Origin of the sequence: Streptomyces sp. DG2A-72 (assembly GCF_030499575.1) — a bacterium.
Lineage (GTDB): Bacteria > Actinomycetota > Actinomycetes > Streptomycetales > Streptomycetaceae > Streptomyces.
Map to the genome: position 1 here is coordinate 4,260,306 of NZ_JASTLC010000001.1, position 17,921 is coordinate 4,278,226.

17 protein-coding genes are annotated in these 17,921 nt (G+C 70.3%); 9 read left to right on the forward strand and 8 right to left on the reverse strand.

Features of this window, described 5'->3' with window-relative positions:
* Window positions 1–28: 28 nt before the first annotated feature.
* The 6 genes from glpR to galU all read right to left on the reverse strand — a co-directional run bounded on the left by glpR (window position 29) and on the right by galU (window position 5,482).
* A complete protein-coding gene (gene glpR, locus QQY66_RS20035) occupies window positions 29–1,312 on the reverse strand; it encodes a gephyrin-like molybdotransferase receptor GlpR (RefSeq protein ID WP_301981713.1) in 1,284 nt (427 codons plus the stop codon).
* A 184-nt stretch (window positions 1,313–1,496) separates the two neighbouring features.
* Window positions 1,497–2,132, reverse strand: a complete 636-nt coding sequence (locus QQY66_RS20040) for a GNAT family N-acetyltransferase (protein ID WP_301981714.1) — start codon at window positions 2,130–2,132, stop codon at window positions 1,497–1,499.
* A 20-nt stretch (window positions 2,133–2,152) separates the two neighbouring features.
* Entirely contained in the window at window positions 2,153–2,659 is a 507-nt protein-coding gene (locus QQY66_RS20045) for a molybdenum cofactor biosynthesis protein B (RefSeq protein ID WP_301981715.1), read from the reverse strand.
* Complete coding sequence (gene moaC, locus QQY66_RS20050; protein WP_301987426.1) at window positions 2,656–3,084, reverse strand: cyclic pyranopterin monophosphate synthase MoaC; 429 nt, start codon at window positions 3,082–3,084, stop codon at window positions 2,656–2,658. Before moaC ends, QQY66_RS20045 begins: the two co-directional genes overlap by 4 nt.
* A gap of 167 nt (window positions 3,085–3,251) precedes the next feature.
* Window positions 3,252–4,574, reverse strand: a complete 1,323-nt coding sequence (glp, locus tag QQY66_RS20055) for a gephyrin-like molybdotransferase Glp (protein WP_301981716.1) — start codon at window positions 4,572–4,574, stop codon at window positions 3,252–3,254.
* A gap of 5 nt (window positions 4,575–4,579) precedes the next feature.
* Complete coding sequence (gene galU, locus QQY66_RS20060; RefSeq protein WP_301981717.1) at window positions 4,580–5,482, reverse strand: UTP--glucose-1-phosphate uridylyltransferase GalU; 903 nt, start codon at window positions 5,480–5,482, stop codon at window positions 4,580–4,582.
* 132 nt (window positions 5,483–5,614) lie between these two features.
* Between galU and QQY66_RS20065 the strand changes: the two genes are divergently transcribed.
* Entirely contained in the window at window positions 5,615–6,196 is a 582-nt protein-coding gene (locus QQY66_RS20065; RefSeq protein ID WP_301981718.1) for a 5-formyltetrahydrofolate cyclo-ligase, read from the forward strand.
* A gap of 61 nt (window positions 6,197–6,257) precedes the next feature.
* On the opposite strand, the gene QQY66_RS20070 is transcribed toward QQY66_RS20065, so the two are convergent.
* Window positions 6,258–9,053, reverse strand: a complete 2,796-nt coding sequence (locus tag QQY66_RS20070; protein ID WP_301981719.1) for a penicillin acylase family protein — start codon at window positions 9,051–9,053, stop codon at window positions 6,258–6,260.
* A gap of 209 nt (window positions 9,054–9,262) precedes the next feature.
* Here QQY66_RS20070 and QQY66_RS20075 point away from each other — a divergent pair, with 209 nt between their 5' ends.
* From QQY66_RS20075 to mscL, 6 genes are all read left to right on the forward strand, one after another.
* A complete protein-coding gene (locus QQY66_RS20075) occupies window positions 9,263–10,828 on the forward strand; it encodes a potassium/proton antiporter (protein WP_301981720.1) in 1,566 nt (521 codons plus the stop codon).
* A gap of 229 nt (window positions 10,829–11,057) precedes the next feature.
* Window positions 11,058–12,356, forward strand: a complete 1,299-nt coding sequence (locus tag QQY66_RS20080) for an MFS transporter (RefSeq protein WP_301981721.1) — start codon at window positions 11,058–11,060, stop codon at window positions 12,354–12,356.
* Window positions 12,357–12,559: 203 nt separating this feature from the next.
* Entirely contained in the window at window positions 12,560–12,883 is a 324-nt protein-coding gene (locus QQY66_RS20085; protein ID WP_301981722.1) for an FmdB family zinc ribbon protein, read from the forward strand.
* A 107-nt stretch (window positions 12,884–12,990) separates the two neighbouring features.
* The gene (locus tag QQY66_RS20090; RefSeq protein ID WP_301981723.1) at window positions 12,991–13,824 is read left to right on the forward strand and encodes an S-methyl-5'-thioadenosine phosphorylase; all 834 of its coding nucleotides are present in this window, start codon (window positions 12,991–12,993) and stop codon (window positions 13,822–13,824) included.
* A gap of 170 nt (window positions 13,825–13,994) precedes the next feature.
* Window positions 13,995–14,564 carry a hypothetical protein gene (locus QQY66_RS20095; protein ID WP_301981724.1) on the forward strand — a complete coding sequence of 190 codons (570 nt, stop codon included), beginning with the start codon at window positions 13,995–13,997 and terminating at the stop codon, window positions 14,562–14,564.
* Between the two features lie 138 nt (window positions 14,565–14,702).
* Window positions 14,703–15,161 (forward strand): large conductance mechanosensitive channel protein MscL, encoded by a 459-nt coding sequence (gene mscL / locus QQY66_RS20100; protein WP_301981725.1) that lies wholly within the window; start codon window positions 14,703–14,705, stop codon window positions 15,159–15,161.
* A gap of 82 nt (window positions 15,162–15,243) precedes the next feature.
* Here mscL and QQY66_RS20105 read toward each other — a convergent pair whose 3' ends face one another.
* Window positions 15,244–15,426 (reverse strand): hypothetical protein, encoded by a 183-nt coding sequence (locus QQY66_RS20105; RefSeq protein ID WP_301981726.1) that lies wholly within the window; start codon window positions 15,424–15,426, stop codon window positions 15,244–15,246.
* A gap of 137 nt (window positions 15,427–15,563) precedes the next feature.
* Between QQY66_RS20105 and QQY66_RS20110 the strand changes: the two genes are divergently transcribed.
* Window positions 15,564–16,802 carry a low temperature requirement protein A gene (locus QQY66_RS20110; RefSeq protein WP_301981727.1) on the forward strand — a complete coding sequence of 413 codons (1,239 nt, stop codon included), beginning with the start codon at window positions 15,564–15,566 and terminating at the stop codon, window positions 16,800–16,802.
* 40 nt (window positions 16,803–16,842) lie between these two features.
* Complete coding sequence (locus QQY66_RS20115; RefSeq protein WP_301981728.1) at window positions 16,843–17,868, forward strand: P1 family peptidase; 1,026 nt, start codon at window positions 16,843–16,845, stop codon at window positions 17,866–17,868.
* The last annotated feature ends 53 nt before the right edge of the window (window positions 17,869–17,921 follow it).

The following is a 17,921-nucleotide window of genomic DNA, read 5'->3' on the forward strand; positions in this document are numbered from 1 at the left end:
GTGCTGACGCCGGGCGGCGGCGCGTGGCCTACTCGTTCGCCGCGCGCGGCCGGTCCCCGTCCTCGTACTGGTCGAACAGCGGCGTGCGCCCCCGCTCCCGCGCCCGGCGGGCGGAAGCGGCGCGGCGGGCGTCGCTGCGGCCGCCTCCCTCTTCCCTGTCGTCCGCGCGGGCGCCCGTCTCGTCGTGCTCGGCGGCCTCGCGTACGGCGGCGGAGTCGGCGCTGTCGCCACGCTCCCGCGTCCCGGCTCCGGCCTCGCCGTCCCGGGCGACCGAGCTGGAGCGTGCGGAGCTCCATGCGTCCGGTGCGCCGAGGTCCACGTCGGCGGTGGCTCGCGGGGCCACCGGCGCTGTCACATAGGTGGGCAGCGGCACCGGTACCGGGTCCCAGCTGTCGCCCTGGCCCGGCCGCCGTTGCCGCTCGCGCTGCTGGTCGACCCACTCGGCGTGGTCGGTCTGCTCGACGAGGGCGCGGCGGTCGGCGGCGAGGGCCGAGAGGCCGGCGTCCTGCTCCGGCTTGGGCCTTTCGTCGTGCTCGTCGGTTTCCGTGCCCGCGCCGGCTTCGGCGGAAGTACGCCGACGCGGCTGGCGGCTGCGCTCGCGCAGCCGCTGCGCCGCGGCCTCGGCTCGGCGCCGGTCCATCTGATAGGCGAAGCGACGGCGTTCCTGGGCGCGGAGGTACACGATGTACGCGCTGAGCATCACGGCGGGCACGCCGGGCGCCCAGAGGAACGCGAGCCCGCCGACCGCGGCGACGATCGCGCCGAGGGTGAAGGCGAGGAAGAGGACCACCGTGGTGCGCCGGCGGCGCGCGAGGACCTTCGAGCGCCGAGCCCGTGCTTCGGCCGCCTCCGCGTCGGGGGTGCGCCGGGCGGCAGGCACCCGCTTGCGCGTCGACGCGACGGCGGGTTCGGGCGCGGGCTTGGCTTCCGGCGTTGATGCGTGCGTGGATTTGGGCTCAGGCGCGGGCGCCTGCTCGCGCGCCGGTTCCGAGCGCCCTTGGGCCGGCGGTTGAACCGCCGCGCGCGCCTGCGGGCGGGCCGGGGGCATGGCGAAGGCCCGGACGTCCACCGAATCGGTGACCGCGCCCGGGTCGTCGGCGCTGGGCTCCCCCTCGTCGGCGGAGCGCGCCCGCAGGTCCTTGGCGTATCGGCGCTCCATCGCCGCCCGTCCGGACAGCAGCCGGATGGCGGTGCTGAAGCGTTCCGTCGGACGGGCCTCGTTCAGCTCGTCCTGCCTACGGAGCCACATCGGCACCAAGTAGGCGGCCCAGGCCCCGACAATGACTGCGTAGATGAGGCCGCTGCTGCTCACGCCTCACACGGTAGAGGGGTTTGCGTGAGGCCATCTGCCAATTGAGCCGGTGTGTCGCACGATCTGGCTGATATTTCGAACTTTTTTTGTGACCGATGCGATCAGCAGGCCGCTGAGGGTGCGAATTTATTGGCTTGAGCCGGTCATCGGGCGAACAATTTCGAACACTTATTCAATTTCCGGGCTAGGCGGGATTCCCCTGGGTGTTCTGCGGGTTCGTACGCGGCGCTTTCTGCGAGCGCGACCGGCGCCAGCGGCTCAGCAGCCCTTCGGGCACCTCTTCCGCGGTGAGCGCGAAGACGAGGTGGTCGCGCCAGGCTCCGTCGATGTGCAGATAACGCGGACGCAGCCCCTCCTCGCGGAATCCGAGTTTCTCCACGACCCGGCGGCTGGGCCCGTTCTCGGGGCGAATGCAGACCTCGATGCGGTGCAGACCAACGGTGCGGAAACAGTGGTCCACGACAAGCGCCACAGCCGTCGGCATCACCCCTCGTCCGGCCACGGCCTCGTCCACCCAGTAGCCGATGTGCCCCGAGCACATCGAACCCCAAGTGATCCCGGCGACCGTCAACTGCCCCACCAGCCGCCCCTGGTACTCGATCACGAACGGCAGCATCCGGCCCGCGTTCGCCTCGGACCGCAGATGGCGCACCATCTGGCGGTAGGTCGGCCGGTGCGCCATCGGCCCGCTCGGCGTGGGCGGCGGGATCGTCGCCTCCCAGGGCCGCAGCCAGTCGCGGTTGCGCCGGTTGACCTCACGCCAGGCGCGCTGGTCGCGCAGCTTTATCGGCCGGAGGACGACATCGCCGTCCACCAGCACGGCCGGCCAGGATGGGCTGTTCAGCTCGCACCCCCGCTACCGGCGCCGGGTCTGGGGTGGTCCCCGCCGCGGATCTGGTCGACGGCGTGTGCCAAAAGGGGTTCCAGGACAGCCAGTCCGTCCTTCACCCCGCCGGTGGATCCGGGCAGATTCACGATCAGCGTCCGCCCCGCCACCCCGGCCAGACCGCGGGAGAGCGCCGCCGTAGGCACCTTCTCCCGTCCGAACCCGCGGATGGCCTCCGCGATGCCCGGCACCTCGTGGTCGATCACCCTGCGGGTCGCCTCGGGTGTGCGGTCGGTGGGCGAGATGCCGGTGCCGCCGGTGGTGACGATGGCGTCATAGCCCGCATCGACGCCCGCGCGCAGAGCGGCCTCCACGGGGTCGCCGTCGGGGACGACCTGCGGGCCGTCGACCGCGAAGCCGAAGCCCTTGAGGCCCTCGGCGATCAGCGGACCGCCCTTGTCCTCGTAGACCCCGGCGGCTGCCCTGTTGGAGGCGGTGACCACAAGAGCGCGATACGTCATGCTCGGCTCCAGTCGCCCGACTTGCCGCCCGTCTTCTCCTCCACCCGCACGTCCGTGATGACCGCTCCCTTGTCGACCGCCTTGACCATGTCGATCACGGTGAGCGCGGCGACGGAGACCGCGGTGAGCGCCTCCATCTCGACGCCCGTGCGGTCCGTCGTCTTCACGGTGGCCAGGATCTCCACGGCGTCGTCCGCGACCGACAGATCCAGTTTCACACCCGACACCGACAACGGGTGGCACAGCGGGATCAGATCCGGCGTGCGCTTGGCGCCCATGATGCCCGCGATTCGCGCGGTGGCCAGGGCGTCCCCCTTGGGAACTCCCTCGCCGCGCAGCAGCTCGACCACGCGGGGTGAGACGAGGACGCGGCCGCTGGCACGGGCGGTGCGCGCGGTCACGTCCTTCCCGGACACGTCGACCATGCGCGCGGCGCCCGCGTCGTCAATGTGCGTCAGTCGGTCCTGCACAGAGGGTCCGGGGGTCTCCCCCGGGAAGGCACAGTCATGGCGTGTGGCGCTCCCGGTCCGGGCCCGTCGCGGTACGGCGCCGGGCCAGTTGTGCGCGACACGGTACCCCCAACCTGGAGCGCTCAGCGGAGCAGGACCACCTCGACCTCGGTGCCGGGCTCGACGGACTCCATGTCCTCGGGGACCACGATCAGCGCGTCCGCGTGCGCGAGGGCCGCGACCAGGTGGGATCCGGCGCCGCCGACGGGGGTCACCTCGCCGTCGGCGTACGTCCCGCGCAGGAACTGTCTGCGCCCCTTCGGCGAGGTCAGCGCCTCGTCCGCGGTGAGCGTGGCCCGGGTGGTGGGCCGGTGGACGTCGTCGAGGCCCATGAGGGTGCGGATCGCGGGGCGGACGAACAGCTCGAAGGAGACGTACGACGACACCGGGTTGCCGGGGAGCGCCAGCAGCGGTGTGTGATCGGGGCCGATGGAGCCGAAGCCCTGGGGCTTGCCGGGCTGCATGGCGAGCTTGCGGAAGTCGATTCCGCTGCCCGCCTCGTCCTCGTCCCCCACGTGCGAAAGCGCCTCCTTGACGACGTCGTACGCGCCGACGCTCACCCCGCCCGTGGTGACCATGAGGTCGGCGCGGACGAGCTGGTCCTCGATGGTGGACCGGAGCGTCTCGGCCTCGTCGGCGACGGCGCCCACCCGGTAGGCGATGGCGCCGGCGTCGCGGGCGCAGGCGGTGAGGGCGAAGCTGTTGGAGTCGTAGATCTGGCCGCTGCCGAGCTCCTCGTCGGGCTGGACGAGTTCGCTGCCGGTGGACAGGACGACGACGCGCGGGCGCGGGCGCACGCGTACCGAGCCGCGCCCGATGGCGGCGAGCAGCGCGATCTGCGGCGGACCGAGGACGGTGCCGGCTTCCAGGGCGCGGTCGCCGGCCTTCACATCGCTGCCCATCGCGCGTACGTGCGCGCGTGCCTCGGCCGGCCGATACACCTGCACATGCCCGTCGGCGCCCGCGGGGGCCAGGCTGCGTGCGCGCATCCCGGTCACCGGGCCCTCGCCGAGGCCTCCGTCGGTCCACTCCACGGGGACGACGGTCTCGGCGCCGGGCGGCAGGGGGGCGCCGGTCATGATCCGGGCGGCCTGGCCGGGCCCCACCTGGAGCAGGTCGGCCTGGCCCGCCGCGACGTCCCCGACGACCTCCAGGACCGCCGGGAACTCCTCGCTCGCGCCCGCGACATCCGCGACCCGCACCGCGTACCCGTCCATGGAGCTGTTGTCGAACGGCGGCAGGGACACCGGCACCGTGACGTCCTCGACCAGGACGCAGCCCTGGGCGTCGAGGAGTTGCAGCTCGATGGGTTCGAGGGGGCGGACGGTGGCGAGGATGTCCTCCAAGTGCTCGTCCACCGACCAGAGGCGGTCCTGACCGGCGGTGCGGGGCGCGGCGCTGCTCAACGTTGCTACATCTCCTCGGCTACGTAACTGCGAAGCCAGGTCCGGAAGTCCGGGCCCAGGTCTTCACGTTCGCACGCGAGTCTGACAATGGCACGCAGATAGTCACCGCGGTCCCCGGTGTCATAGCGGCGGCCCTTGAAGACGACGCCGTGCACCGGGCCGCCGACCTTCTCGTCCTGCGAGAGCTGCTGGAGGGCGTCGGTGAGCTGGATCTCGCCGCCGCGACCCGGCTCGGTCTCGCGCAGTATGTCGAAGACGTGCGGGTCGAGGACATAGCGGCCGATGATGGCGTAGTTCGACGGGGCGTCGGCCGCGGCCGGCTTCTCGACCAGGTCGTGGACCTTGACGACGTCGCTGTCCTCGGTGGGGTCGACGGCCGCGCAGCCGTAGAGGTGGATCTGCTCGGGCGCGACCTCCATGAGCGCGATGACGCTGCCGCCGCGCTGTTCCTGCACCTCGACCATCCGCTTGAGCAGCGGGTCGCGCGGGTCGATCAGGTCGTCGCCGAGGAGGACGGCGAAGGGCTCCTGGCCCACGTGCGGGGCCGCGCAGAGCACCGCGTGGCCGAGGCCCTTGGGGTCGCCCTGGCGCACGTAGTGCATGGTGGCGAGGTCGCTGGACTCCTGCACCTTGGCGAGCCGGCCGGCGTCGCCCTTCTTCTGAAGGGCCGATTCCAGCTCGTAGTTGCGGTCGAAGTGGTCCTCGAGGGGGCGCTTGTTGCGGCCCGTGATCATGAGGACGTCATCGAGGCCCGCGGAGGCGGCCTCCTCGACCACGTACTGGATCGCCGGCTTGTCGACGACCGGCAGCATCTCCTTGGGAGTGGCTTTGGTGGCCGGCAGGAACCGGGTACCGAGGCCCGCTGCGGGAATGACAGCCTTGCTGATCCTTGGGTGCGACTGAGTCATGCCCGCAACCTTATCCGGTGCCTTTGTGGAGAATCTGTGGCTCCGGTTAATTGGCTCTCATATGAGCGCAATAGAAGGGTACGGGTGGGACCTTTGAGTCACATCGGACGTCCGGCTGAGCCTGACAAGCGAATGTTGCGGCGAGGGTTCATCACGGTGAGAAGCAGTTTGACTGCGGATGACCTGCGGGAAGCCGCCGAGGCTCTGGGCGAGCGCGCGCTCGAGCTGCCCGAGCTGGCACAGGCCCGCACGGTGGCGGCGTACGTCTCCGTCGGAAGCGAACCCGGAACGCTCGCGCTGCTGGACGCGCTGCGCGCGCGGGGCGCGCGTGTGCTGCTCCCGGCGCTCCTGCCGGACAACGACCTGGACTGGGGCTCGTATTCCGGAGCGGACTCCCTCGCGCGCGTCCAACACGGCGGCAGAATGGCCCTCTTCGAGCCCACCGGGGAACGCCTGGGCCCGGACGCGGTGACCGGCGCCGACGTCGTCCTGCTGCCCGGCCTGGCCGTTGACGCGCGCGGCATGCGGCTGGGGCGCGGCGGGGGCTCGTACGACCGGGTACTCGCCCGCCTGGAGCGCGCGGGCGCGCATCCGGCGCTGGTGGTGCTCCTGTACGACTCGGAGGTCGTCGAGCGGGTTCCCGCTCAGGCTCACGACCGGCCGGTGCACGCGGTGGTGACGCCGTCGGGCGTACGTCGCTTCAGTCGGCCATGAACGGATCGCCCATGAACAGGAAATGCCCCTCCACGCGCGCGTGGAGGGGCATTTCAGTGCCTCAGGGCTTCAGCACCAGCGTGTCACTGGTGTTCTCCTCGACTGCCTTGTCCGAGAAGGACCAGTCCAGCAGTTCGCCCTTGGCCCATTTGTTCGTCTGGTCGGTGTAGTGGGAGCTGTAGGCATGCCCTGACGCGCCGGTGAGGTTGATCCACTTCGACTTGTCGAGGTCGCCGAGGTTGACCACCATGCGCATCGACGGCACCCAGATGACACCGTAGCCGCCGGCGGCGTTCCAGCCGGTCGCGTTGACCGTCGCCTCGCCGCCGCTGAGCCTCCAGGGGCCGCGGTTGAGGGCGTACTGCAGGAAGCCGGGGCCTGCGGTGCCCAGGGTCTGGTTCTTGAGGAACAGGCGGTGCAGCCGGCCCCAGTTCCAGGTGTCGATGTCCTTGCCGAGCTTGGCGGTCAGCTCCCAGCGGGCGTCGATCATGGCGCGCTTGAACAGCTCGTCGCGGTTGCCGGCGGCCGGGCGGGTGCCCGAGCGAGGCGTCTTCCACCAGTCGCTGTCCGGGTCGTTCATGAGGCCCCGTACGACCTCGAACCAGCGGTCACCGCCGTCCGGCTGTGCCTGGTCGGCTCCGCGCTGACCGCACTCGCGCACCTTCTGGGTCTCGTCCGCGGGCCCGGTGGTGTTGACCGGGTCGACCCACAGGCACTGGCCCTCGACCCGCAGTTCCTTGGGCAGCTTGTTGCCGAAGGCGAGCTTGAGGATGTTGCGCCAGACCGAGTTGAAGTACGCGGCCGCCGCCGAGTCGGCGTCCTGGGTGTAGTCCCAGCCCTCGAGGAGCTTCTGGGCCTCGCGGACGTCCTTGTCGGCGATGTCGATCTTCAACAGCTGGGGCACGAGCAGCTTGGCGATCTCGCTGCTGTTGTCGAGCTGCATCTGGCGCATGTCGTCGGTGGAGATCTTGCCGCCGTCGTCGATCTTCGACTGGATCAGGTCGGTGATCCGCTGGCTGCGGGCGCCGTAACCCCAGTCCGTGGTCAGCGTGTAGGGGTACTTGTCCTGGTCGATGACGGCCTGGTTGGCGGTGACGATGTAGCCGCGCTTCGGGTTGAGTTCAAAGGGCAGTTCGTCCTGGTCGATGTAGCCGGTCCACTCGTACTTGGAGTCCCAGCCCGGCGCCGGGATCGAGCCGCTGTCGTCCTTCGCGCGCGTGGGGATCTTGCCAGGCAGCGTGTAGCCGATGTTGCCCTGGGTGTCGGCGTAGACCAGGTTCTGCGAGGGCACCTCGAACAGCGCCGCCGCCTCGCGGAAGTCGTTCCAGTCGGCCGCCTTGTCCATGGCGAAGACGGCGTCCATGGTGGTGCCCGCGTCCAGGGCTGTCCAGCGCAGTGCGATGCCGTAGCCGTCCCCGCGGTCGGGGGCGGCGGCGTCGACGGTGGCCTTTCTGCCGACCTTCACCAGCTCGTCGTCGCGGTCGGACAGCAGGGGCATCCCTTGCAAGGTCTCCCCGCCCTCGGTCTTCTCGTCCTGGGTCTCCCGGACGATGATCTTCTTGGAGGTGCCGTCGGCGACCTTGATGGTCTCCTCGCGCGAGGTGAACGGCTTGACCTTGCCGTCGTACAGGTAGCCGTCGCCGGTGAGCTTCTCCAGGTAGAGGTCGGTGACGTCGACGCCGGAGTTGGTCATGCCCCAGGAGATGTTCTGGTTGTGGCCGATGACGACGCCGGGCATGCCCGCGAAGGTGTAGCCGCTGACGTCGTACTGGCACTTGCTGGAGACGGTGCGGCAGTGCAGGCCCATCTGGTACCAGACGGACGGCAGCGAGGCCGACAGGTGCGGGTCGTTGGCCAGCAGCGGCTTGCCGGTGATGGTGTGCTTGCCGGAGACGACCCAGGCGTTGGAGCCGATGCCGTTGCCGTTCACGCCGACGGCCGTGGGGAGGTCGTCCAGGACGTCGTAGAGGCCCGTCAGCTGGGTCTGGAGGGCCGAGGAGGCCGTGCCCGAGGAGGACTGGCCCGTCGTGCCGCCCGAGGACGTTCCTGACGTGCCGCTCTCGCTGTCGCTCTGCTCGAAGGTCTTCGTGAGGTCGTCGTACTGGCCGTCCTGGACGATCGCCTTGTTCCGGCCGTACGGGTAGTCCGGGTACAGGTCATCGATCTGCTTGGGGCCCAGGCGGCTGGTCATCAGGGCGCGGTCGATCTCGTCCTCCATGTTGCCGCGCAGGTCCCAGGCCATCGCCTTCAGCCAGGCCACCGAGTCGACCGGGGTCCACTTCTCGGGCTTGTAGTCGTTGCTGAACCCGAGAGCCGCGTACTCCAGGGAGATCTCCTTGCCTTCCTTGCCCTCCAGGTAGGCGTTGACTCCCTTGGCGTACGCCTGGAGGTACTTCTTCGTGGCGGGCGACAGCTTGGTGTCGTACTCCTTCTTCGCCACGCGGTCCCAGCCCAGGGTCCGCAGGAACGCGTCGTTGTCGACCTGGCCCTTGCCGAACATCTCCGACAGGCGCCCGGAGGTCATGTGCCGGCGCACGTCCATCTCGTAGAACCGGTCCTGCGCCTGGACGTAGCCCTGCGCCATGAACAGGTCCTCGTCGGAAGAGGCGTAGATCTGCGGGATGCCGTTGCCGTCACGCTTGACGTCGACGGGTGCCGACAGGCCGTCGAGCGAGATGGAACCCTTGGTCTGCGGGAAGGAGGCACGGACGGTGCTGATCGACCAGTACCCCCCGTAGGCAACCCCTCCGACGAGGGCCAGCACGAGGACGAGGACGATCAGACGGGCTCTGGGCCCCTTCTTCCTCCGAGACTTGCCGGGCTGCTGACCCGATGAGGCGGTGGTATTGGGGGGCATCGCTGTCCTTGCTGTCCTTACGCGAGCGGCAGGGCCGGCTGTCCTTTTGAATGAGCGCTGGAGCAACCATAGGCGCAGGGCCCGTAGCCCCTTGACGCGGAGTGGGGAACTGGGACGGACGGGCGTTCGATCTCACCCTCGGAACGTCAAGGAATCGTCAAGAGTTAGGTAAGGTAACGAAGTACTTGGGTGCGGAGCACTGCGCCTTCGTGTCCGATGTACATGAGCCCACGCGCGCGTGCCGTGTGAGCCAGGAAAGGGAACGGCCGCTGACAGTCCACGATCTCAACGAACTTCTGCTCGTCTGCTCGCTCGTCCTGCTCGTCGCCGTCGCAGCGGTCCGGATCTCCTCGCGCAGCGGGCTCCCCGGCCTGCTCGTCTACCTGGGCATCGGCGTCCTCATGGGCCAGGACGGCATCGGTGACATCCACTTCAACGATGCCGAACTGACGCAGGTGATCGGCTATGCGGCGCTGGTCGTGATCCTCGCCGAGGGCGGTCTCGGCACGAAGTGGAAAGAGGTCAAGCCCGCCCTGCCGGCCGCCTCCATGCTGGCGCTCGTCGGGGTCGCGGTCAGCGTCGGGATCACGGCGACGGCCGCGCACCATCTCATCGGGCTGGAGTGGCGTCAGGCACTGATCATCGGCGCGGTGGTGTCGTCGACGGATGCCGCGGCCGTCTTCTCGGTGCTGCGGAGAATCCCCCTCCCCGCGCGCGTGACAGGCACGCTGGAGGCCGAGTCCGGCTTCAACGACGCCCCCGTGGTCATCCTGGTGCTCGCCTTCTCCACGGCGGGACCGATCGAGCACTGGTATGTGCTGGTGGGCGAGATACTCCTGGAGCTGGCCATCGGCGCCGCCATCGGTCTCGCGGTGGGCTGGCTGGGCTCCTGGGGGCTCAGGCATGTGGCACTGCCCGCCTCCGGCCTCTACCCGATCGCCGTCATGGCCATCGCCGTCACCGCGTACGCGGCGGGCGCGATGGTCCACGGCAGCGGCTTCCTCGGTGTGTATCTCGCCTCGATGGTCATGGGCAACGCGAAGCTGCCGCACTGGCCCGCCACACGCGGTTTCGCCGACGGGCTCGGCTGGATCGCGCAGATCGGCATGTTCGTCCTGCTCGGCCTGCTGGTCACCCCGCACGAGCTGGGCGACGACATCGTGCCCGCGCTGGTCATCGGGCTGGTGCTGACCATGGTGGCGCGTCCGCTGAGCGTGGTGCTGTGCCTGGTGCCGTTCCGGGTGCCATGGACGGAGCAGGCGCTGATGTCCTGGGCCGGGCTGCGCGGCGCCGTGCCCATCATCCTGGCGACGATCCCCATGGTGGAGGGCGTCGAAGCCAGCCGCCGTATCTTCAACATCGTCTTCGTGCTGGTCGTCGTCTACACCCTGATCCAGGGGCCGACACTGCCGTGGCTGGCCCGCAAGCTGCAGCTGGGCGAGGAGACCGAGGCCTCCGACCTCGGCATCGAGTCGGCGCCGCTGGAGCGGCTGCGCGGGCATCTGCTGTCCCTGTCGATCCCCGAGGGGTCGAAGATGCACGGCGTGGAGATCAACGAACTGCGACTGCCGGCCGGGGCCGCCGTCACGCTTGTCGTACGCGACGGGAAATCGTTCGTTCCGCTGCCGACGACCGTGCTGCGACGCGGGGACGAACTGCTCGTGGTCGCCACGGATCCCGTCCGGGACGCGGCGGAGCGGCGACTGCGGGCGGTGGGGCACGGCGGCAAGCTGGCTGGATGGCTGGGGACCAACGGCGACAACAATCACAGGTGAACGCCACCATGGTGGTCACTTTCACAGGCGCGTCAGTCACCGATCCCTGTACGATGAAGGCGCACTTTGATCGAACCAACTCTGTCTGACGCAGAGCTGGCGCGACCGTATGGCGGCCGGGACGCCCCCGCAGTGGGCCCCGGTATCTACCGCAGTTCCGCGCAAGAGGACAGCTCTCGGCGCCGCCCCCTGAGGGGGCGCGCTACCAGGCGGCAGAAAGGCACGGACCGTGGCATCCACGGTCACCACCGAGCCGTCGAAGAACTCGCCGGCCTCCTCCCGCCCGGGCTACGGGCAACTGCTGCGCACCCGCGGCGCCTGGACGTTCCTGCTCCCCGGTTTCGCGGCACGCCAGCCGTTCGCGATGCTCACCCTCTCCATCGTGCTGCTCGTGCAGCACACCACCGGCTCGTACGGCGCCGCGGGCGCCGTCGCGGCGGCCACCGGTGTCTCCATGGCTGTGTTCGCGCCCTACAGCGGGCGCCTCGCGGACCGCTACGGACAGCGCGCCGTGCTGGTCCCCGGCGTGCTGGTGCACACGCTGTCGGGCCTGACCCTGACGGCCCTCGCGCTCACGGACGCGCCCCTGTGGGCGCTGTTCGCGGCGGCGGTGCCCACCGGCGCCTCCGTGCCGCAGATCGGGCCCATGGTGCGGGCCCGCTGGGGCGTGAAGCTCCAGGACTCCCCCCTGATGACGACCGCGGCGGCCTTCGAGTCCGTCACCGACGAGCTGACCTTCGTCGTCGGCCCGTTGCTGGCGACCGCCCTGTGCACCGCCGTCGACCCGGCCGCGGGCCTGGTGACCGAGGCGGCGCTGACGCTCATCGGCGGTCTGCTGTTCGCGGCGCAGAAGAACACACAGCCCCGCGTCACGGTGAGCGGGCACGCGCGCGTGGAGCACGTTTCCGCGCTGCGCATCCCTGGAGTGCGCATTCTGATCGTGACGTTCCTCGGCATCGGCGCCGTCTTCGGCGGGATGCAGGTCTCGCTGGCCGCGTTCAGCGAGTCGATCGGCGAACCCGGACTGAACGGCGTCCTGTACGGCGTCTTCGCCGCGGGCAACATGCTCTCCGGCCTCGTCTGCGGCGCGATCGCCTGGAAGGTCGCCCCGCAGCGCCGCCTCCTGGTGGCGTACGGTGCGCTCGCCCTGACGGCCTCCGGCCTGTGGGCCGCGCACTCCGTCCTGGTCCTCGCGGGCCTCGGCCTGCTCGTGGGCATGTGCATCGCGCCCGCACTGATCACCGGCTACACGCTGGTCGAGGGCCTGGTCCCGGCCGGCGCCCGCACCGAGGCCTTCACCTGGCTCACCGGCGCGGTGGCCCTCGGACAGGCGGCGGCCGTCACGGTCGCCGGGCAACTCGAGGACCGCTTCTGGGGCGGTGCCGGATTCCTCGTGCCGATGGGCGGCACCGTGCTCGCCCTGGGGACGCTTCTGGCACTGCGCTCGAGGCTGGCGCCGCCGCGCGCGACCAAAGTGGTCGCGCGCGGCGCGGCCTATCGCGAGCCTGTCGCGATCGGTGAGATGTGACGGTGAATTCCCAATTCCCGAGGAATACGTCACTGTGACTCCGCCGCTACGCGGCTTCCCACTTGGGCACAAGTGCCCTCACGGCGGTCAAGCCCTGACCGCTGCCTGGCGGCAGGTGACGCACGTTACTCCATTTGCTGGCGGCGCGGGTTAGTATGGACGATCGTTAGCACTCATCGAGTGAGAGTGCCAGGAGGAAGACAGTGCCCACCTACCAGTACCAGTGCACCGAGTGCGGCGAGGGCCTCGAGGCGGTGCAGAAGTTCACCGACGACGCCCTGACCGATTGCCCCAGTTGCCAGGGCCGCCTCAAGAAGGTGTTCTCCGCGGTCGGCATCGTCTTCAAGGGCTCCGGCTTCTACCGCAACGACAGCCGCGGCTCCTCGTCGAGCAGCTCTCCGGCGTCGAAGCCGTCGACGTCCACCTCGGACTCCTCGACCACGTCGTCGTCCTCGGACACGAAGTCGTCGAGCACCGGCACCTCGTCGAGTTCCGGCACCTCGTCCAGCAGCAGCTCCGCCGCGTAGGACGCGCAAGCCTCGCTCACCGGACCCTGTCGTCGTACGACGGCAGGGTTCCCGGCATTTCCGGAGCCCCTCTCTGCGCCCGGCCGGGGCCAGCTAGTGTGCTGGTCATGGCCAACGCAGAGATCGGTGTAATCGGGGGCTCCGGCTTCTATTCGTTCCTCGACGACGTGACCGAGATCCAGGTGGACACCCCGTACGGTGCGCCCAGTGACTCGCTCTTCCTCGGCGAGATCGCCGGGCGGCGGGTCGCCTTCCTGCCCCGGCACGGACGCGGCCACCATCTGCCGCCGCACCGCATCAACTACCGCGCCAACCTGTGGGCACTGCGGTCGGTCGGCGTGCGTCAGGTCCTCGGCCCGTGCGCGGTGGGCGGCCTGCGCCCGGAGTACGGACCCGGCACGCTGCTCGTGCCCGATCAGCTGGTCGACCGTACGAAGTCCCGGGCGGGGTCGTACTTCGACGGGCTTCCGCTGCCCGACGGCATCCTGCCGAACGTGGTGCATGTGTCCCTGGCCGACCCCTACTGCCCCACCGGGCGGGCGGCTGCGCTGAAGGCGGCGCGGGGGCGCGACTGGGAGGCGGTGGACGGCGGCACGCTGGTGGTGATCGAGGGGCCGCGCTTCTCGACCCGTGCGGAATCGTTGTGGCACCGGGCGCAGGGCTGGTCCGTGGTGGGGATGACCGGGCACCCCGAGGCCGCGCTGGCCCGTGAACTCGAGCTCTGCTACTCGTCGTTGACCCTGGTCACCGACCTCGACGCGGGCGCCGAGACCGGCGAGGGCGTCTCCCACGACGAGGTTCTGCAGGTGTTCGCGGCCAATGTGGACCGGCTGCGGGGCGTGCTGTTCGACGCCGTCGCCGCGCTGCCCGCCACCGAGGAGCGGGACTGCCTGTGCACGACGGCGCTGGGCGGGATGGATCCGGGGTTCGAGCTGCCGTAGCGGAGGGGGCAGCGTGCTCAAGAGGACGGGCTGAAGGGCGGAACTTCCCGTTCGGGTGAGGGAGTTGTCCACAACCGGCCAGTAGCGCACGGGCGTCAGCGAGCGGCGGCGCGAAGCGTCATCGTGGCGTGGAAAGCCGAATTCCTCGTCACGCACAGGTGGTGGTCCGCATGTCCTTCACGCCTTCTCCCTCTCCCTCTTCCTCGTCCTCTCCCTCTTCCTCCTCTCTGATTTCGCCTCTTCCGCTCGGCACCGACGCTCCCGCCACATGCGAGGTGCCGCACTTCGCTCCCGTCCGGGTGCGCGGCGGTCGCTGTCAACTGCGCCGTCTTGTACGGCACCGGAGGCGGGCCGTGGCAGCCGGGCTCGCCGTCACCGCGGCGGCGCTCGTGGCGGCGGGCCCGCGGGAGGCCGACCGGGCGCGCGGGCACCCGGTGGCCGAGCCGGTACGCCAACACCGCACCGACGAGCGGGTGTCCGCGCCGGTGCGGATCGCCGACGGAGAGACGGTCCGGCTGCTGCGGCCCGGCGACCGGGTCGACGTCATCGCCGCCGAGGAGACCGCGACGGGCGGTGATGCGCGCGTGGTCGCTCGCGGGGCGCGGGTGACGAAGGTGCCCGAGCCTGTGGACTTTGCCGGTGAGAGCGGGGCATTGGTCGTCCTGTCGGTGCCGCGCTCCACGGCGGCGGGTCTCGCCGGTGCCAGTGCGACGGCGCGGCTGGCGGTGACGCTGTGCTGAGCCGGGCGGTTCGCCTTCTGCGCACGCTGGTGTCAAGTCGCTCGTTCAAGCTACCCAGTTGTACGTGGCGACCAAGGGCTGACGTAGGTTGCGGAGCGTTTGGTTCCACAGCCTGTGTGTGCGAGGAGAGGCTCCGCGGTGAGCGAGAAGAAGGATCCGAGCATCTGGGAGGGCTTCAAGGCCTTCCTGATGCGCGGGAACGTGGTCGACCTGGCGGTTGCGGTGGTCATCGGTGCCGCCTTCACCAACATCGTCAACGCGGTGGTGAAGGGGATCATCAACCCGCTGGTCGGAGCGATCGGCACGAAGAACCTCGACAACTACAGCTCTTGTCTGAGCGACAACTGCCAGGGCGATCACGGCATCCGGCTGCTGTGGGGCTCGGTCCTCGGCGCGACCCTGAGCTTTGTGATCACCGCGGCGGTCGTCTACTTCCTGATGGTGCTGCCGATGGCGAAGTACCTGGCCCGCCTGGAGGCCCGCCGGAAGGCGAAGGAGGGCGCGCACGAGGTCATGGAGGTGACCGAGCTGGAGGTGCTCAAGGAGATCCGCGACGCCCTGGTCGCACAGCGCGGCTCGGGGCACAACGAGCCGTAGCGGCAGCGGTCGGGGCACAACAAGCAGTAACCGCGGAGGTTCGGGAGGTCCGGCGGGCGAGAGCCTGCCGGACCCGCCGGGCTCAGAGGTGGTGCGGCGGCTTCTCGTCCAGGAAGCGCTTGAGGTCGGCCGCGCTGCTGCCGTCGGCGCCGGGCCGCTCGCCCCAGCCGCGGTCCGTGTCGTCCGAGGACTGCTGGTCCAGCGGGTCGTCGAAGATCAACGCGGGCTTCGGGGCGGGCTGCTCGGGGTCGGGGCCGGTACTCATGCCTTCAGGGTACGGCCGCAGGCGGCCGTACCCGCCCGCGCCTCGTCTGACCTGGTCTTTCGCGGGCTCTCCGGGGCCCCCGGTTCTTGTGAAGCCTTCACAGGAATTTCGGCGGGTTATCTGCTGTGCTTGGACTCATGACATCCAGTCCGACTCCGGCGCCCACCTCCCCCGGCCCATCAGAACGCCGACGACCGCTGCGCAGGCTCACCGCCCGCGGTCGCGACGAGGCGCACCGGGCCGCCACGCCGCTGGAGCTCTTCTTCGACCTGTGCTTCGTCGTCGCCATCGCGCAGGCGGGCCTCCAGCTGGTGCACGCCGTCGCCGAGGGACATGCGGGCGAGGGGATCCTCTACTACGCGATGTCCTTCTTCGCCATCTGGTGGGCGTGGATGAACTTCACCTGGTTCGCCTCGGCGTACGACAACGACGACGTGTTCTACCGGGTCGTCACCCTGATCCAGATCGCGGGAGTCCTGGTCCTGGCGGCCGGGGTCTCCCGGGCCTTCGAGGACCACGACTTCCTGGTCGTCACCCTGGGCTACGTGATCATGCGGCTGGCCCTGGTGACACAGTGGCTGCGCGCGGCGCAGTCGGCCGACGGCCCGGAGAGAACGACGGCCCGGCGGTACGCCGGTGGCGTGCTGGCCTGTCAGACCGGCTGGCTGGTGCTGCTTGCGCTGCCCGACGACGCCCTGCCCTGGGGCTTCCTCGTGATGGCGATCCTGGAGATGTGCGTACCGCTGTACGCGGAGAAGGACTTCACCACGTCATGGCATCCGCACCACATCTCCGAGCGGTACGGGCTGTTCACGATCATCGTGCTGGGAGAGACGATCGCGGCGGCCACGATCGGGGTGAAGACCGGCATCGACGAGAACGACGCACTGGGTGAGCTGCTGCCGATCGCCGCGGGCGGGCTGCTGATCATCTTCGCCGCCTGGTGGATCTACTTCGTGGTGCCGATCCACGGCCATCTGCGGTCCAACGGGCAGGCGTTCCTGTGGGGGTACGGGCACTACCTGATCTTCGCGTCGGCGGCGGCGATCGGCGCCGGTCTGGAGGTGGCGGTCGAACAGTCCGTCGGCAAGGCGCATATCTCCACGCTGGCGGCGTCGGCCGCGGTGACGCTGCCGGCGGCGCTGTATCTGCTGACGGTCTGGGCGCTGCATTCCCGTCACTTCAAGGTGGGCATCGTCCAGCAGTTGGTGCTGCCGACGGCGGCCCTGCTGGTGATCCTCTGCACCTTCCTGGGTGACTGGGCGGTCCTCGCCGCAGGCGTCGTGCTGGCGCTCACGGTGGCGACCGGGGAGACACTGACGGCGCGCACGACCTCGCGGGAGAGCGGAGAACGCGCGACGGCGCCGACGGCGTGAACCGGCCGCGGGGGCGGGCGCACGGGCGAGACTGGGGCCCATGACAGTTGACGCATTGACGGACGTGGCCGGTGTGCGGGTGGGCCACGCGACGCGTACCGGCGGCGGTTGGCTCACCGGCACCACGGTCGTGCTGGCCCCGGAGGGCGGGGCCGTCGCCGCGGTGGACGTGCGCGGTGGCGGGCCCGGCACCAAGGAGACCGACGCGCTGGACCCGCGCAACCTGGTGCGGAAGGTCGAGGCGATCGTGCTGACCGGGGGCAGCGCGTACGGGCTGGACGCGGCGTCCGGCGTGATGGCCTGGCTGGAGGAGCGGGGACGCGGGGTACGCGTGGGCGCCGATCCCGCGCATGTCGTGCCGGTGGTGCCCGCCGCCTGTGTCTTCGATCTGGGGCGGGGCGGCGACTTCCGGGCCAGGCCGGACGCGGCCACCGGCCGGGCCGCGGTCGAGGCTGCCGCGGCGAGCGAGCTCGGCGCGCGGGTGGAGGAAGGGTGCGTGGGCGCCGGTACGGGCGCCACGGTCGGTCCGGTCAAGGGTGGCATCGGCACCGCGAGCGCCGTCCTCGACTCCGGGATCACGGTCGCGGCGCTGGTGGTCGCGAACGCGGCGGGTTCGGCGACGGATCCGGAAACGGGGGTGCTGTACGGGGAGTTGTTCCAGGGGCGGGTGAGCTACCCGGAGGCGCGGGTTCACGAGGCCGCGCGTCGGCGGCTCGCCGAGATCGCGGCCAAGAACGCACCGGTGCCGCTCAACACCACGCTCGCGGTGGTGGCCACGGACGCGGACCTGTCGAAGGCGCAGGCCCAGAAACTGGCCGGCACGGCGCACGACGGCATCGCGCGCGCCGTACGGCCGGTGCATCTGCTCAACGACGGGGACACGGTGTTCGCGCTGGCGACAGGAGAGCGCGCCCTGGACGCCGAGCACCCGCTCGCCCTGAACGAGGTGCTCGCGGCGGGCGCGGACACGGTGACGCGGGCCATCGTGCGGGCCGTGCATGCCGCCGAGTCGGTGGACGGGCCGGGCGGGGCGTGGCCGTCGTACCGGGAGCTGTACGAGCGGTGACTCCGAGGGCCGTCCAAGAGGCGACTACGACAACTGACTGAAAGGTAACTCAC